The sequence below is a fragment of the Photorhabdus laumondii subsp. laumondii genome (assembly GCF_003343245.1).
GTDB lineage: Bacteria > Pseudomonadota > Gammaproteobacteria > Enterobacterales > Enterobacteriaceae > Photorhabdus > Photorhabdus laumondii.
In genome coordinates this window covers 5,030,880-5,045,317 of record NZ_CP024901.1, presented here as the reverse complement: position 1 = coordinate 5,045,317, position 14,438 = coordinate 5,030,880, and the positions used below count along the sequence as shown (strand labels likewise).

At 41.5% G+C, this 14,438-nt stretch carries 13 protein-coding genes, 1 tRNA gene and 1 pseudogene; 8 read left to right on the top strand and 7 right to left on the bottom strand.

The features are described from left to right. From PluTT01m_RS22145 to PluTT01m_RS22130, 4 genes and pseudogenes are all read right to left on the bottom strand, one after another. Window positions 1-1,098 carry a restriction endonuclease subunit S gene (locus PluTT01m_RS22145; protein WP_011148413.1) on the bottom strand — a complete coding sequence of 366 codons (1,098 nt, stop codon included), beginning with the start codon at window positions 1,096-1,098 and terminating at the stop codon, window positions 1-3. Further along, window positions 1,095-2,651 (bottom strand): type I restriction-modification system subunit M, encoded by a 1,557-nt coding sequence (locus PluTT01m_RS22140; RefSeq protein WP_011148412.1) that lies wholly within the window; start codon window positions 2,649-2,651, stop codon window positions 1,095-1,097. Before PluTT01m_RS22140 ends, PluTT01m_RS22145 begins: the two co-directional genes overlap by 4 nt. A 339-nt stretch (window positions 2,652-2,990) precedes the next feature. Further along, window positions 2,991-3,227, bottom strand: a pseudogene (locus PluTT01m_RS22135) (tyrosine-type recombinase/integrase); the annotation flags it as partial. Between the two features lie 69 nt (window positions 3,228-3,296). Beyond that, window positions 3,297-3,370: transfer RNA gene (locus tag PluTT01m_RS22130), tRNA-Arg, on the bottom strand. 196 nt (window positions 3,371-3,566) lie between these two features. On the opposite strand from PluTT01m_RS22130, the gene folD reads away from it, so the two are divergent. Beyond that, window positions 3,567-4,442 (top strand): bifunctional methylenetetrahydrofolate dehydrogenase/methenyltetrahydrofolate cyclohydrolase FolD, encoded by an 876-nt coding sequence (gene folD, locus PluTT01m_RS22125; RefSeq protein WP_011148411.1) that lies wholly within the window; start codon window positions 3,567-3,569, stop codon window positions 4,440-4,442. Beyond that, window positions 4,442-4,654: a ribosome-associated protein YbcJ gene (gene ybcJ, locus PluTT01m_RS22120; RefSeq protein WP_011148410.1), complete on the top strand. Its 213-nt coding sequence runs from the start codon at window positions 4,442-4,444 to the stop codon at window positions 4,652-4,654. The genes folD and ybcJ overlap by 1 nt, the downstream gene beginning before the upstream one ends. 840 nt (window positions 4,655-5,494) lie before the next feature. Here the strand turns inward: ybcJ and PluTT01m_RS22115 are convergent. Further along, a complete protein-coding gene (locus PluTT01m_RS22115; protein ID WP_011144786.1) occupies window positions 5,495-6,379 on the bottom strand; it encodes an IS982-like element ISPlu6 family transposase in 885 nt (294 codons plus the stop codon). Window positions 6,380-6,777: 398 nt separating this feature from the next. Between PluTT01m_RS22115 and PluTT01m_RS22110 the strand changes: the two genes are divergently transcribed. The 6 genes from PluTT01m_RS22110 to PluTT01m_RS22085 all read left to right on the top strand — a co-directional run bounded on the left by PluTT01m_RS22110 (window position 6,778) and on the right by PluTT01m_RS22085 (window position 11,220). Beyond that, complete coding sequence (locus PluTT01m_RS22110; protein WP_198408819.1) at window positions 6,778-7,164, top strand: DUF2170 family protein; 387 nt, start codon at window positions 6,778-6,780, stop codon at window positions 7,162-7,164. A gap of 20 nt (window positions 7,165-7,184) precedes the next feature. Continuing rightward, complete coding sequence (locus tag PluTT01m_RS22105; RefSeq protein WP_011148408.1) at window positions 7,185-7,868, top strand: PspA/IM30 family protein; 684 nt, start codon at window positions 7,185-7,187, stop codon at window positions 7,866-7,868. 65 nt (window positions 7,869-7,933) lie between these two features. Further along, window positions 7,934-8,596 (top strand): YjfK family protein, encoded by a 663-nt coding sequence (locus tag PluTT01m_RS22100; RefSeq protein WP_011148407.1) that lies wholly within the window; start codon window positions 7,934-7,936, stop codon window positions 8,594-8,596. After that, window positions 8,597-9,034 carry a DUF350 domain-containing protein gene (locus PluTT01m_RS22095; RefSeq protein WP_011148406.1) on the top strand — a complete coding sequence of 146 codons (438 nt, stop codon included), beginning with the start codon at window positions 8,597-8,599 and terminating at the stop codon, window positions 9,032-9,034. It begins immediately after the preceding gene. 12 nt (window positions 9,035-9,046) lie between these two features. Further along, window positions 9,047-9,934 (top strand): DUF1190 domain-containing protein, encoded by an 888-nt coding sequence (locus tag PluTT01m_RS22090; RefSeq protein ID WP_011148405.1) that lies wholly within the window; start codon window positions 9,047-9,049, stop codon window positions 9,932-9,934. Between the two features lie 119 nt (window positions 9,935-10,053). Then, window positions 10,054-11,220 carry a glutathionylspermidine synthase family protein gene (locus PluTT01m_RS22085; RefSeq protein ID WP_011148404.1) on the top strand — a complete coding sequence of 389 codons (1,167 nt, stop codon included), beginning with the start codon at window positions 10,054-10,056 and terminating at the stop codon, window positions 11,218-11,220. Window positions 11,221-11,444: 224 nt separating this feature from the next. Here the strand turns inward: PluTT01m_RS22085 and PluTT01m_RS22080 are convergent, their stop codons facing one another. Further along, a complete protein-coding gene (locus PluTT01m_RS22080; protein WP_011148403.1) occupies window positions 11,445-12,275 on the bottom strand; it encodes a nucleotidyltransferase domain-containing protein in 831 nt (276 codons plus the stop codon). 5 nt (window positions 12,276-12,280) lie between these two features. Further along, window positions 12,281-13,507, bottom strand: coding sequence for an RtcB family protein (locus PluTT01m_RS22075; protein ID WP_011148402.1), 1,227 nt, complete (start codon window positions 13,505-13,507; stop codon window positions 12,281-12,283). Between the last annotated feature and the right edge of the window lie 931 nt (window positions 13,508-14,438).

The following is a 14,438-nucleotide window of genomic DNA, read 5'->3' as shown; positions in this document are numbered from 1 at the left end:
TTATGCTTCTACCTCTGGCTTGGGGAAACTCAACAGCAGATCGCGATAATATTCATATTGCTTTTGACGTAATTCAATTTCTCGTGGTAGACCTTCACTGATGGAGCTGGTTAAAGTGTCGAATTTATCTAATATAGCTACTATGCGGTCTTGTTCGACAAGTGGGGGGATAGGAATTGGATATTTCTCAAACATTGGTTTTCTAAGTGATGTCACCGAAGCGTGGACGGATACTTTGGTTAAGTAATGAGCAAAATTATTTCTAATATAATAAAATAGAAATTTTGAATTAAAACGGTCGTCTCTAACAACAATACGATATGCTCTTTGATGCAGAGCATACTTTCCTGAAACATAATGAAAAACTTTACCTACACCTACTCCATCTCCGGCAGTAATAATTGCAGTTTCATCAAACTCAAAACTATCTATCGCCCGTGGTTCCTGAGAGCGAACAAAGAAAGGATATTGCCCATCTAAAACAGCTTCATTTGTATTACGACTGCCCGTTCCAATGGTTGCAATTTCCCCCAAAGTCTTCCACTCCACTTCATTTTCTTCAAAACTTAACAATTGGTCGCGATAATATTCATATTGTTTTTGGCGTGCGGTAAGCTCAGCGGTAAGCTTAGCGGTAAGCTCGGTAAAGGCGTCCAAAATGCGGACGATTTCGGTTTGGATATTGAGAGATGGGATGGGAATTTGTATTTTGTTTAATATAGCCTGTGTCAGGCTAGGTCTCCCTGCACCTGTGTCTAGCGCCAACAGATCGATAGTTTTGATAAAATAATATAAAAATTTAGGGATGATTTTCTTAGCATCAATTTCTGTATAGTAAATTGTGTCAACGTTCCAAAATGGTGACTCAATATAAAAAATATTTGTTATCGAGCCCTTACGGGGGATTAAAACTGTTGGCTGATTATATGAATAAGTATCGACATACCCCATTATCCCGCCTGAACCATAAACTGGAATATCGCCAGCATTCAAGTTCTTCCAATCTTTGCCATGTTTTATTTTCGCCACTTGCTCCAAAGATTCCCATACTACCTCAGCCCCTTGAAGCAGTTTCTCCATAAAACTCATATTGCTCATGCTTTATTCTCCGTTCCTTCAATCTCAGCAACAATGGCATCAATATCCATCCGAAGCTGGTCGATTTTTTTAACGGTAGTCTTTAGTTCAGCATTGAGTTTTGTAATATCAATTACTTCGCGGTTGTCTCTAGCTTCGACATAGCTACTCACCGACAGGTTGTAATCGTTAGCGGCGATGGCTTCAAAACTGACTGATTTAGCAAAATGCTCAACATCATCTTTGCTATCAAACACCTGCATAATTTGTTCGATATGATTGTCGGTAAGTATGTTGTTATTGGTTTCTTTTTTAAACAGAGGGCTGGCATCAATAAACTGAGTAGTGGTGTCGGTTTTGTGTTTAGACAGCACAAGAATGTTGACAGCAATGGTCGTGCCAAAAAACAGGTTAGGTGCTAATGAGATCACGGTTTCAACATAGTTGTTATCTACCAGATATTTGCGGATTTTCTGCTCAGCTCCACCACGGTAAAAAATACCCGGGAAGCAAACAATTGCCGCGCGGCCTTTGCTGGATAAGTAACTCAATGCGTGCAGAACAAAGGCAAAGTCGGCTTTGGACTTCGGCGCTAGTACGCCAGCGGGAGCAAAGCGGTCATCGTTAATCAGTGTTGGATCATCACTGCCAATCCATTTCACCGAATACGGTGGATTAGAGACGATGGCATCGAACGGTTTGTCATCACCAAAATGCGGTTCGGTTAAGGTGTTGCCCAACATAATATTAAACTTGTCGTAGTTAATGTTGTGTAAAAACATATTCATACGCGCAAGATTATAGGTGGTATGGTTAATCTCCTGACCAAAGAAACCGTCTTCAATAATGTGGGCATCGAAGTGTTTTTTGGCTTGTAATAGCAGAGAGCCCGAACCTGCGGCGGGATCATAGATTTTATTCACGCTGGTTTGCCCGTGCATGGCGAGCTGAGCGATTAGCCTGGAAACGTGTTGTGGTGTAAAAAATTCACCGCCTGATTTACCTGCATTAGCGGCATAGTTAGAGATTAAAAACTCGTAAGCATCACCAAACAGATCTATTTTGTTACTTTCAAACTGACCAAATTTAAGCCCTGCCACGCCTTTCAAGACTGCGGCTAAACGCGTATTTTTGTCTTTAACGGTATTACCTAAACGGTTACTGGTGGTGTCAAAATCGGCAAAAAGACCCTTAATCTCGGCTTCAGATGGGTAGCCGTTGGCTGAGCTTTCAATAGCGACGAAAATGCTATTTAAGTCTTTGTTTAAGTTATCATTTTTATTAGCATTTTCGGCAATATTAGCAAACAGCTGGCTTGGATAAATAAAATAGCCTTTGGTTTTAATAGCATCATCTTTAATATCGTCAGTGATAACAGCATCTGAAAGCTCGGCATAGTTAATGCTCTCATCACCGCCTTCAATGTAGTTTGCAAAGTTTTCACTTATAAAGCGATAAAACAGCGTACCTAGTACGTACTGTTTGAAATCCCAGCCATCAACTGAACCTCTCACATCGTTGGCAATTTGCCAGATTTGACGCTGTAGTTCGGCGCGTTGTTGGGTACTTGTCATTGTGAAACTCCACTTTTAATACGTTTTTGAATGGCCATCGGCCCATAATCATCCCAGTATTATAACGAGTAAAGACGTTCTCATCATTTTGAATCGCGACAAGTTTAGTCGTCATATCTGGGTCATTTGGGACTGCTTCCAACACTGATAGGCAATCCTGTCCTGTATTTTGCTCATAGCAACTTGATATGACAGACTAATTTTGGTTTGCTTAACTCGGAGAACTGAAAAATACCTACGTTAAGAAAAAATTACTCTTCTGGCAGGTTATCCCTTGTCGGTTTTGGCAGCCATTCGATAGCAGTACCAATATTCAGGTTCAGGTTACTGCGAATCATCATAGACAATACGCTTAATAACCTGATTAATAGCAGTTTCACTCATTGGCTTACCCGCATCGTTATGACCGGGGAAAACGTATTTCCTGCGCTTGTGCAGCTTGATAAGAATGGCTTTAACCTGATTTGATAGCGGGACGATGTGAGGGTGACGTATTTTTATTCGTTCAGCGGGTATTTGCCAGATATCTTTATCAAAATCGAATTCAGTCCATTCTGATTCTCTCAATTCGATGGTATTCCGGTAAGTATAAGTATAAGCAAAGGAAAGCTTAACTTTGCGTATTTACTGGGGTTTTATGGGTTTTGCGCCCTACAGGATTCGAACCTGTGACCTACGGCTTAGAAGGCCGTTGCTCTATCCAGCTGAGCTAAGGGCGCATCTTGAGAGATGAGCTGCATCAGTAATGCTCTGATGCGGGGAGAGATTATACGGTGACAACTCCTTGAGTCAATGGCTTTTCTGCTTATAAATCTTCATCTGGCTATTTTCTGATTATCAATAAAACTGACAGCACGTTCATGTTCTGACAAAATAGGCAGTATCCCAATGTTTGATTTATGGATTTATTCGTACATGCCAGCAAAAATTATTGATGGGAAAACGATTGCGCAGACAATCAGAAGTGAAGTCGCAGTGCGTGTTCAACAACGTGTTGCTGCGGGAAGACGTGCTCCCGGTCTTGCCGTTGTTTTAGTCGGCGAAAACCCGGCTTCTCAAATTTATGTCGCAAGCAAACGTCGTGCCTGTGAGGAAGTCGGGTTTGTTTCCCGTTCCTATGACCTGCCAGATACCACCAGCGAAGCAGAATTGTTGAATCTTATCGATCAGCTTAATAATGATTCAGATATTGATGGTATTTTGGTTCAGCTCCCTTTACCTGCCGGTATTGATAACGTCAAAGTTTTGGAACGTATCCAGCCTGATAAGGATGTTGATGGCTTCCATCCCTATAATATTGGTCGTTTGTGTCAACGCGCGCCAAAGCTGCGTCCCTGTACTCCACGCGGTATCGCAACGTTGCTTGAGCGTTGTGGAATTAATACTTATGGGCTGAATGCTGTCATTATCGGCGCTTCAAATATTGTTGGTCGTCCAATGAGCTTGGAGCTGTTATTGGCTGGCTGTACTACCACGGTGACTCATCGCTTTACTAAAGATTTACGTCACCATGTGGAGCAGGCAGATTTACTCATTGTGGCGGTCGGTAAACCAAACTTTATCCCCGGAGAGTGGATTAAACCCGGCGCTATTGTTATTGATGTCGGAATTAATCGCCTGGAAGATGGCAAAGTGATTGGTGATGTTGATTTTGAAACTGCATCAGAGCGGGCAAGCTGGATCTCGCCGGTGCCTGGAGGGGTTGGCCCAATGACAGTCGCTACACTTATCCAGAATACCTTGCAAGCCTGCGAGGAATATCACGATGTGGAAAGAATTGAAGGTTGTTAATGGAAATTTTTTATTTAGAAGGTCACCCTTATGTGGCGTTGTGTGATCTGTTGAAGTTTCAGGGGTGGAGTGAAAGTGGCGCTAGCGCTAAAGCGGTTATTGCTGAAGGTTTGGTTAAAGTCAATAATCAGATAGAAACCCGTAAACGTTACAAAGCGATAGCCGGGCAGGTTGTTACTTTTAATGGTAAATCTGTCCACATTAAAGAATGATTAAAACGGGCTCCCTTAAAAATGAAGGGAGCCGTAGATTGCGGGTAAAGTCTTGGCCTTTTGATTGTTGGGACTGACTGAAAAAGTGCTTAATCGGTATGTCTGGGAAGTGAGTAAAGCGCGATTAAAAAAGAAAAGGTAAAATAATTCTCGGATGTTAAATAACATCGTGGTTATCATTGATAGATATTAAACTTTATTTAACCGAGGGTTTTATAAACTGAATGCTTCTGGATAAATCCGATAAGTTTTTGTTGTCAGTTAACCTAACTGTCTGTCGTTAAAAGATATCTCAATGTAAAATAGTAAAAATATAAACGTTTTATCACCCTTTTAATCTTTATCATTATTACTTTTCTGTTTATTGTGTAAATCGGCTTTCTTAGTTTTCAAATGAAGTGAAAACAGATACTTGAAATGGTGATGAAAAGATTATGGCGGTAAATAAAGGTTAAATCTGATAGTTAATGCATAAGGCTAATCTCTGTTGAATGTAAAAAATGCTAAGTAGAAAAGGTTTTTTATATCGGAGATAAACGGGAATTTGAAAAAGATTTTAGCTTCAATATTATACCCTATGGATTTCAAGATGGATCGCGGCGGCAAGGGAGCGAATCCCCGGGAGCATAGATAACTATATGACCGGGGTGAGAGAGTGCAGCCAACAAAGAAGCAACTTGAAAGATGACGGGTATAGAAGGTTAAATGGGTTGATAACCAAAATGGATACTTTTATCAATATCGGTTGATTTTACTGGAAGTTTTTATTTTACCCTGCAATGCTCTATTTACTGTGATATGCCAAGGCTATAAAGCAACCTTAGCTAACCCGAATTCTGCTTAATCCGTCATTGAAAAATCGTCTTCTGAGTAGAAAACTTTCAGTGATGGCTTCTTCAATTTAAGGCAGTAAGCAATCAATCCACCTAAAACGCACAACAGAAAGCCTTTTATACTTCGGTGGCGGGAATGCTCTATTTGAGAAAGAGTTTTTAATTGCCCATTAATCGTTTCAATGATAAAACGCTTTTTTAACATTATCTTATCCCACTCAGCTTGCATACTCGCTTTCATGTTACGCCGTTTTTTCGTGATGAAAGTGACATCGGTTTTAGCTAAATCGTCCGCCAATTCCTGGCTGAGGTAACCTTTGTCACCGTAAAGAGAACCCGTTAATTCTTTTGATAATTCACGAACAGGTTCCCGATCATCCACATTACCCGGAGTCACTTTAAGCGCGAGAATTTCACCCTGATGATTGACAACCAGGTGTAATTTGAAACCGTAAAACCAGCCCATTGAATTTTTTCCGCGCTTTGCTATCCCCGCAAAGACCTTATGTCGAGGGATGCGAATGTTATGGCAGACACTCAAACGGGTGGAATCAATAAAAGCAATGCCTGTGGGTTTCCCTTTTAATTGAGTCAGATAGCTGCATAATGGCACCAAAACGGAAGGAGCCACACTGACAAAACGAGGATAGCTAAGCAAGGTTGGAAAATCCTTATGGTGATATTTCCAAATATGTTCTAGATAAAAATGTTTAAAATCACGGTAATGCGACATATGAAAAAGGATCAAAATGGTCATGATTTCACTGGGATACATATGACCTTGTCGGCGGCGTAAACGATGCCCGCTATCGAGACAAAATTGTTCCCATTGAGGGATGAAAAAACGGCAAAAATCATCGACATCACAGAAAATTTCAACTAAGTTGTCCATAGCCTGTTCCCCCCTCGGAGCTGTTTTTGGTGCACACCAAAACTTTGCTCCTGGAACAGGCTTCTCGTCAATTTCTTATCCAGAATTCGGGTTAGCTAAGAGTGGTTTTAATCATCCACCAGGATAAGTTTTTTCATGCGAGTATTCTAATGGTGTTTTGTGCAAGAGGTATTGAGATAGCACAAAGTCACTTAGCAAAGGGTATAAAGTTTTAATAATGTTAAGTAATGCTATATTTAAGGTTTTATGCGTTTTTAGTATTTACCATGCTTATGAATATCTTAGGTTTAATACTGGGCTATTTTAACGCAATACTTATTGAAAAATGTTTAATCTGATGATAATTTAAACTTAATATACTGATTTTAATGATAAAACAAACCAGTGGAGTAGATAGTTTGGAATTAAATCAAGTGATTAAAGCGCTTAATGAATCCGGTAATAACTGGAGTGTAGAGCAAATAGGTGAATGTCTTGCAATTACTAATGAAGACGGAATTAAAGCACATCTGGCTATTTGTGGCAGGCAAATTACAGTGGAAGCATTACTGTTTTCGGAAGAGAATGTTTTAGATCCCGCTTCTTTAAATCAGTTTATTTTAGAAACGCACAAGATGATTCCTCTGACTTCAGTTGGAATAACTAAAGTAGAGGGTCAATCTTACTATACTGCTTTTGGTTCATTGTCATCAGAATCAAAACAAGAAAGCGTTGTTATCGAAGTCTCTACGTTGTTTGCCAACATCACTGAACTTCTTGATGCGTATTCTGAGTTCCTAAAATAACAATATAGAGGCAAATATTAATGAACGTGTGGAAAAAGCTTTTTAAGGCAATCAAGGGAACGGTAAATAACGCGGCAGAAGCTGTTGCTGATGGCAATGCTCTGACGATTCTTGATCAGGAAATCCGGGAAGCAAAAGCAGAAATCCGCCGTGCGGATGAAAGCTTGGTTAGCATCATTGCTAAGCGAAAAATGGCAGAGAAAAAGGTTGCGGATATCAAAAACAGTATCACCGAGTACGAGGGTTATGCTCGCTCTGCTGCGGGTAAAGGCGATAATGGGCTTGCTTTAGAGTGTGCTCAGAAAGTTGCGACCCTGCGTGATGAACTGGAAAGAGAACAAGGGTTGTTTGAATCGTTCCAGAAGGCTGAAACGACGCACCGACACACTGTACAAGAGGCGAAGAAGAAGGTGTCTCAGCTTGAGAACCAGGTTGATTTGGTTAAGGCCACTGAGCAGGTGCAGAAAGCCCAAGCTGCGACTCACAGTTCTGTCGTTGGCGCTTCTTCAAAAACATCTACCGCCCTTGATTCCCTTGAGCGTATCAAGTCACGTCAGGCTGAGAAAGCGGCTCAGTTCGAGGCTCAGCAGGAGCTCCACGATAGTATGACTTCTAGCGATCTGGATAAAAAGCTTAAAGAGGCTGGCATAACGTCAAGTTCTATGTCCGCAGAAGATGAACTTGCTCGTATCCTTGGCAAGTAAATACTCAGTTGTTAAATCAAGATCCTGCTTTTTAAAGTGGGATCTTCCTATCAAGAGATATTTCTATGCTTTCCAAAATCGCAGATGCATTTAAGAGCGCATTCGGGGGTAAGACGGTTGCGCCTGCTGTTCCAAAGGTGCCGGAAGTATTAGGTTTGCGTATCGGTGGGGCACTTGAGATAGACCCACTGATGCTGAAACTGATTGAATCTGACCTAACCATCGAAAATGCAGCTTCAACTCAGCTTATATGTTCCGTTGGTGTAGTCGATCTAGGTGATAACGTGCGTTTGGTTCGTTATTACACTGATGACGAAGGTTATCTTCAAGTGCTTCAAGAAGGTGAAGGGGATGACGGCGTGAAGGAAGTGAGTTTGTGGTATTTTTATGAAACTAAACCGATCGATTCACAAGCTCAATGGGATGCGCTGATTGAAAACGGTATCGTGACACCAAGCAGACGATATGATCTCGATGGTACCCAGTTCTCTCCGTTATGGGACAACATTAAGCCGGTGGCTGTTACCGAAAAAACTTACAGTAAAGAAGGTCACATAACCGAAACTGATCAGTTTGTGATGGTGTATACGCGTCAGGTTGCTCATAACAGAACAGAAGAACTTCAGGTTGTGGGAGAAGAAAAAGTTGTAGGGAGTCACCTGGATAGATTGATGGTACTGAGCACCGGTATTCAACTTAACCAAACTGATTTTAAAGTGGTGGCATAAATGATCACATTGGAAAATGAAGAACAGGCTTTTACTCAATTTATGCATGGTGTAGGCAATTTTGGCTTGTGTTTTGGGCTGGCGCTGGTTTTTTTCATCGTTTTCAAATTCATCTACACAATAATTACTCCGCATGATGAGTGGAAGCTTATCAAACAAGAGAAGAATAGTGCCGCGGCGATATCGCTTGGTGGCGCTCTGGTTGGTTACAGCATTGCCATTGCAAGTGCAGCAAGCAACTCTGTGGGTGTTATTGATTTCGTGATGTGGAGTGTTGTTGCGCTGTTGGCTCAAATTGCTGGCTTCTTCATGGTTCGCATATTCATGATGCCAAAGATTGTATCCCGCATTGAGAATAATGAGGTCCCTGCTGCGATTGTGTTGGCGTCGGTGTCAATTTCTGTTGGTCTTTTAAATGCAGCCTGCATGACTTACTGATTTAGGGATTGTATGACGAACGGGAATAAAAAGCGCAGAATGCGCAGCACCGCCATTAACATTGAGAGTAAACGTAAATATTGGCGTGGTTTCTCATTCACATCATTGGCGCTCAGTGTTGGTTCACTCGTGGGTTGTGGTCAATCGGCGGATGAGTTGTCAATTCATGTTTATAAGGATTTGGCGTCTTGTCAGAATAATCCGAAGAATACGATCGCTGCTCAATGTGAAACCACATACCAAGCGGCATTACGTGAAGCGGAGCGTACTTCGCAGAAATTTCGCCAGAAAGCTATGTGTGAGCTTGAGTACGGTGAGTGTGAAGCAATGCCGGGGGCCGTAGGTTATCGACCGAAGATGGCCGCCTTTATGATGGCGGCGGTGAAGCCAGAACAGTTTAACCAGTACGATATTGCTGAAAAGTATCGCAATGTGTTCTATCAGCCACTATTTACCTCAACATCAGGCTATGGCGACTTGTACCGTAAGCTTTTTTTCGCTGATGGTAAGGTTATTGGCGATTATTCCGATATTGGCAATATCCAGTACGAGATGAACCGACGTTATTTGCATCCGCTGGAAACGGTTCGCCTGCCAATGGAGAAACGAGAAGTTCCTCAAGTTGGAACAAATGCAAATGTCGTTGCAGGTATAAACCCTGTACTGAACTCCCGATCGACTGCTTATATCGCATCTGGGATCGTTGATGAAATCGGTGATTATTCAGCGCGTAAGCATAGAGAGAGAATGTATCGAGAGCGCTTGATACGTGAAAAGGAACAAAAGTTTAAAAGTAGCGATTCCCGTTATTCTGGTTATGATAGCAAGCCAATTGTCACTACCAAATCTTCTGGTGGTTTTGGTTCAACATCTTCCGCTAAATACAGTTGGGGTGGTTAACCAGCGCTGGCATTTTATTCTCAGGCCAGTCTCTTGCATGGAGTCATTATTGCCGCATTAAGCATTTGTGAGATGGTTTGTTCCAAGATTCAAATAAGCATTATCAAAGGGTTAATGTCATGCTTCAGATCCCAACAACACCTCGTCATGATTGGAAAGTGCGAGCAAAAGAATTTGGGTTTGGTTTCCATACAATCGATAATGAACCGTACTGGACGGAAGACCGTTATTACCAGTTTACTCTCAAGCAGATTGAAGAACATATTGAAGATCCGACAGCGGAAATCCACCGCTTGAGCCTTCAAGCAGTAGAGCACGTGGTTAACAGTGATGAGTTGATGGCTAGATTCCAAATTCCAGAAGCCATGTGGTCATTGGTTCGTGGATCTTGGAAGCGCAGAGATCCAAGCCTCTATAGTCGCCTTGATTTTGCCTATGATGGTAAAAACCCGGCTAAGTTATTGGAAATTAACTCAGATACGCCGACCTCTGTTTATGAGCATGGTTTTTTTAGCTGGCTGTGGTTGGAAGATAAGGTTAACCGTGGTGAATTGCCTCATGCTGCTGATCAGTTCAACTTACTACAGGAGTTGCTTGTTAATCGCTTCTGTGAACTGAAACCCTTTTTGCCATTCAACACGCTTCATTTTGCCTGCTGTAAGGGTACGGAAGAAGACAAAGGTTCGGTTGATTACATGGCTGACTGTGCCAAAGATGCCGGTATTCATATCGAGTTTGTCTACATTGAAGACATCGGGCTCAGCGAGTGTGGTCAATTTACGGATAGTAATAACAAGATCATAGACTCGATGTTCAAGTTGTATCCGTGGGAGTTCATGTTTCGTGAAGAATATGCTCAACACTTGGTCACTGCGGGTGTTAACTGGTTTGAGCCAATGTGGAAATGCCTCACTTCGAATAAGGCAATTTTGCCATTGCTTTGGGAGATGTTTCCAGGACATCCAAATCTGCTTGAGGCTTATTTTGCTGATGATCCGAAAGCCAAGCGTTTAACTCATTACGTCATGAAGCCGATATTCAGCCGTGAGGGCGCGAATATCAGTATTCACAAAGACGGGAAAGTGATTGAAAAGGTAGAGGGTCCTTACGGTGAGGAGGGTTACATTGTGCAGCAGTACACCCCATTGCCAAAGATCGGTAATAGCCATGTCCTTATCGGTAGTTGGCTCGTTAATGATACGCCTGCGGGTCTATCGGTTAGGGAAGATATTGGCAGGATCACGAAAGATACATCACGATTTGTGCCTCATATTATTTTAGGTTAATAACTCTATACCCTATGGATTTCGAGGTGCATCGCGACGGCAAGGGAGCGAATCCCCGGGAGCATAGATAACTATGTGACTGGGGTGAGTGAGTGCAGCCAACAAAGGGCAACTTGAAAGATGACGGGTATATATTTATTTCTGGAGCAGGGTGGAAGACCCTGCTTTCTGGCTCTGAGTAAACATCCAACTTGATTGCTGAAATGTCATTTTTGTATGATTTTTCATCCATTTTTTAACAGGTATTCTCCTTCTTCTTTATTATTATGGTGAAGTACGGTGCGCATCAGAAGTAGATCCAATTCGGTATCTGGGAGGTGTTTTTTGTCTTTGAGTTCGCGGCGGGTAACTGAATCATCCAATTCGCGGCAGATAAAGTTATGAATGCGTTTAAAACGTGGACTATATTCCGTTTCGTCAGTGTTACGCTTGATGGCAAGCAGAGTCTGTATTTCTTGCATCAGCCCCGCGTCTGTAACCGTTCCGGCCAGTAGGCTGTCGAAGCGCATCGGGGGGACACCTTTACCAGCTTCGATCCAACGTACCGCCAGCAATGGGCGTAGTACATAAAGGTATTTTTTCAGCCGAATTTTCTCGCCTTTCAGGTAACTACGAAAGTTTTTCTTTGCCATTGACAGATAGTGATATCGCGCTCTGTTGTTGGAGAAATAGTCTGGTAATAGGGCACGTAGTGCCGCCATGAACTCCACGTCTTCGTAGTAGATTACTGGTGAGTCTGCCCACTCCATCAGTGTCGGGTTGGCTCGTTTCAGCAGCCCTAACGTTTTACGCAGTTCCCAACCACAGATATCCAGCTCGTTACTGATCGGTAGTTCAATGACATCCCGAGAGGGATCGACGCGTAAGTACCATGATGGCGCATGTACATAAATAAAACGTACATCGTAATCACTGCTTGTCGAGGCAAATCCCCAACCGCGGCTACCTGATTCACAGGCGTAGAGTATTCGTATTTGCAGCTCTGTCTCAAGTTGCGCCAGTTTTTGGCATATGTGTTGCTTCATGATGTCACTGATACCAAATTTTTCTTTCATCTTGATTATCCTTTTACGCAAACCACTTGACGCAGGGTGTGAACGATTTCTACTAGTGAAGACTGAGCGGCCATTACGGCCTCAATGTCTTTGTAGGCCATCGGAATTTCATCGATAACGTCGCTGTCCTTGCGGCATTCCACGTGTGCCGTGGCACGCTTTTGATCCTCTATTGTGAAGCGTTTTTTCGCTGCCGTGCGGCTTAATACTCGTCCTGCACCGTGACTGCATGAGCAGAAACTCTCTTTGTTTCCCAGACCTCGTACGATAAAGCTTTTCGCACCCATTGAGCCGGGAATGATGCCCATGACGCCTCGGTGTGCAGCGACTGCCCCTTTGCGTGTGACTAACACGTTTTGGCCGAAGTGCTGCTCCTGTTGCACATAATTGTGGTGACAATTTACCGCTTCCATTGTGGCAGTGAATGGTTTTGTTATTACCGTCGCCAATGCTGCCAGTGTATGTTGCATCATGACTTCGCGATTGTGGCGGGCGAAGTTTTGTGCCCAACCGACCGCTTCCATATAATCAGCAAAGTGACGGCTGCCTTCCTCAAAATAGGCCAGATTACGATCAGGCAGGTGAGCGATATGTTGTTTCATGTCCTGTTGGGCAAGGGTGATAAATAGATTACCAATGGCATTTCCTACACCGCGTGAGCCGCTATGCAGCATTACCCATACCCGGTCGGATTCATCCAGACAGAGCTCAATGAAGTGATTACCGGTCCCTAGTGTCCCTAAGTGCAGATGGTTATTGGTTTTCAGCAATTGTGGATATTTATCGGTTAGCTGTTTAAACCCGGTTTGCAACACGCTCCAATGGTGATCGACGGTTTCTGGTGGTTGCTGCCAAGCGCCTTTATCCTGACCGCTACGGTTTGCTGTGCGTCCGTGTGGTACGGCAATTTCAATAGCATGGCGGATCGCATATAGGTTGTCCGGTAAATCTTTGGCATTCAATGAGGTACGTACTGCCATCATGCCACAACCGATATCTACGCCTACCGCGGCTGGAATAATTGCCCCACGAGTCGGGATGACACTGCCGATGGTTGAACCTTTACCAAGATGTACATCAGGCATAACGGCTAAATGTCTGAATATAAAAGGCATTTTTGCTGTATTCAACAGTTGTTCACGAGCTTCCGCTTCTACCGGTACGCCATGAGTCCACATTTTCACTGGTACACTGTTTGGCGCAGTCATTAACTCGTAATCGTTTGTTATCACATTGTTCTCCTGATTACTTAGCCGTCACTGTTATTATATACCCGTTATCTTTCAGGTTGCCTCTTTGGATGCATCTTGAAATCCATTGGGTATAATTTCAAGTAACGAATATTTTTCCTTTTTAATCAATGCTTCTGAATTTGTTTTTTATCTTGGTCTTATTTTTTAACCATTAGGAAAATATTGTAAATAAAAATTTTATTACACTATTAATATAGTATTATGTTTAATGGTAATTGCAATTATTTGATTTATTATTTTGTTGAGTAATGTTGAAATTGTGATGCTAATCTATATAAAAATGTGTTTGTAAGAACATATATGAATTCATTATAGTTTTAAATTGTGTTGATAATTGTAAAGGAAATGTAAAACAATTAAATGATTTAATATTATGATATTGTTGTAATAGTACGTTTATATACTATTCAAATAGATGTGTATGATATGTGCATAATTATCATATCTATATGATGGATTATTAAATGAGAAACATTATCTTTTTATGAAATAATATTTCTATGGTCTGAATAAAATCAGAGGTTGTCTTTAATATATTTCTTGAAAATATAAGTATGTATAGTATATGGCTCATAATATTTTTATTGATTTATTTTTGTGAAATTTTATTTATATCTTGTTGATATAACACAATATTTTAACTGTATGTTTTATTTTGTTTTTTTTGTTTGGTAAATGTATTTATATTGTCAGATGTAGAAAATAAATCCATGCACTATTTATAACCGATAATTTATAATGAGTTAATGATTTCTTAATTGCTTAAATATAGGTAAAAACAGTCACAAATTATCATGTTATTTATCGCTTAATAATCATTAGTAAATGATATTATCTTTGTTTTTTATTTTGTTGAAATATTTTCATGTTTATTGCTGGTTTTAATAGCTCCTCAATTTTCAATTGAAAT